Source organism: Flavobacterium aurantiibacter (assembly GCF_002251775.1).
Taxonomy (GTDB): Bacteria; Bacteroidota; Bacteroidia; order Flavobacteriales; family Flavobacteriaceae; genus Flavobacterium; species Flavobacterium aurantiibacter.
Genome location: NZ_NOXX01000037.1, coordinates 1 through 2,227, shown reverse-complemented (window position 1 = coordinate 2,227; position 2,227 = coordinate 1). Strand labels below are relative to the sequence as shown.

Below are 2,227 nucleotides of genomic sequence, written 5' to 3'. Positions count from 1 at the left end.
TATTTTTCTACTTTTAAACAGTTCGATTTAATGGGAAGCTTACATTACGACTTATGACTTACGACTTTCTGACTTACGACTTTCCTTACCAAATCTTCACGCGTTGGTTCGGAGCGAGGTATAAGGAATCGCCGGGTTTTACGTTGAAGGCTTCATAGAATTCAGGGATGTTGCGCACCACACCATTGATACGGAATTTGGCAGGGGAGTGCGGGTCGGCAGCAATTTGCGTGCGTAAGGCTTCGGGACGGGATTTGTCCAACCAAACTTGACCCCAACCCAAAAATACACGTTGAATGCCCGTAAAGCCGTCCAAAACAGGGGCTTCTTTACCGTTCAAACTCATTTTGTAGGCTTTCAAGGCAATGCTCAATCCGCCTAAATCCCCAATGTTTTCACCCAAAGTAAAGCCGCCGTTGACGTTCAAACCAGGCAACGCTTGGAACGAATTGTATTGTTCGACCAAGGCTTTTGTACGTTGGTTAAAGGCTTCCAAATCGCTTGGCTTCCACCAGTTGCGCAATTTACCGTCGCCGTCAAACGCGCTGCCTTGATCGTCAAATCCGTGTCCGATTTCGTGGCCAATCACCGCTCCAATACCGCCATAATTTACCGCATCATCGGCATTCATGTCAAAGAAGGGGGGTTGTAAAATTGCCGCTGGGAACACAATTTCATTCACCGAAGGATTGTAATACGCATTGACCGTTTGTGGCGTCATGCCCCACTCGGTGCGGTCTACGGGTTTTCCTAATTTGGCCAAATTTCGGTTGTACTCATAAGCAGCACAACGCTGTAAGTTGCCATACAAATCGTTTTTGGCAATGGTCAATGACGAATAATCACGCCATTTATCGGGGTAGCCAATTTTAATCACAAACTTATCAACCTTTTTCAAGGCTTCTTTCTTGGTGGCTTCACTCATCCAATCCAATTTTTTGATGCTTTCGGCATAGGCTTTCAGAAGGTTTTTCACCATCAGGGTCATACGCTCCTTGGCTTCGGGAGAGAAGTGTTTTTCGACATATAATTTGCCAATCATTTCTCCCAAACCACCACTTACGGTTTGTACCGCGCGCTTCCAATCGTCGCGTTGTTTTTCGGTTCCGCTCAATACTTTGCCAAAAAACTCAAAATTTTGTTGATCCAATGCAGTAGTCAACGATGTGGCTGCACCGTTCAACACCGACCATTTTAAATAGGTTTTCCATGTAGCGATAGGGGTGGCCGTGTACAATTGCGCCAATTTTTTCATGTACGCCGGTTGGGCAATGATAATCGACTGTTCTTTTGCCATTCCCGCTTTGTTGAGGTAGGTTTTAAAATCAAAACCGGGCATCAATCCCGCCAAGTCTGCCACTTTAAATGGATTGTTTAGTTTTTTTGTATCGCGGTTTTCTTCTTTGGTAATGTGAATTTTGGCAATTTCGGTTTCCAAGGCAACAATGGTCGCGGCCTCGGCTTGGGCATTGGTAAACTGCGCCAAGGTGAGCATTTTTTGAACATGCTCGGTATAGGCTTTGCGAATTTGCATCATTTCAGGAGCCGTCGAAAGGTAATAATCGCGATCGGGCAAACTCAATCCCCCTTGCCAAGTCATGATGACATTTTTGTTGGGATTTTCAAAATCCGTGCTGACAAATACCCCAAAAGGCGCTGAGATTCCTTGGCGGTTGGCTTCACCCAAATACGCAGCGAGCGCGGCATGGTCTTGAAGCGCATCGATTTTCTTCCATTCGGGTTGAATCGGACTTAATCCTTTGGCATCACGCCCTTTACGGTCCATGTATGAGGCATAAAAATCGCCAATTTTTTGTTCTTCCGAACCTTCAGCACTGTTGCTTTTGGCCGCAGCTTGAATAATTTCTTTGACGTCTTTTTCCGATTTGTCCAACAAGATATCAAAAGCGCCATACGATGATTTATCGGCAGGAATTTTGGTTTTTCGATTCCAATTTCCGTTGACATACGCGTCAAAATTGTCGCCGGGATTTACTAATGTATCCATGTTGGTTTTTGTGATACCAGAATGTAATGTTTCTGTTTTTTGGCACGAAATAGCTAAGGCTGTCAATACTAAAACAGGGAAAATAAGTTTTTTCATAAAGCAGAATTTAATACAGATTGAAATTATTAGTGGTTGAAGTAATGGATTTGTTACAATATATAGTTTAACAGCGAAGTTCTAAGTACACGACAAAAATTGTATTAAATTAATTTCCAGCTT

At 43.6% G+C, this 2,227-nt stretch carries 1 protein-coding gene; it reads right to left on the bottom strand.

Annotation, left to right across the window (positions count from 1 at the left end; all coding sequences use genetic code 11):
• Positions 1-85: 85 nt before the first annotated feature.
• Positions 86-2,104, bottom strand: a complete 2,019-nt coding sequence (locus tag CHX27_RS00350; protein ID WP_094484807.1) for a M13 family metallopeptidase — start codon at positions 2,102-2,104, stop codon at positions 86-88.
• Between the last annotated feature and the right edge of the window lie 123 nt (positions 2,105-2,227).

Coding starts and splice junctions, on each gene's coding strand:
- CHX27_RS00350 (WP_094484807.1), bottom strand. CDS start 2,104: ATGAAAAAACTTATTTTCCCTGTTTTAGTATTGACAGCCTTAGCTATT.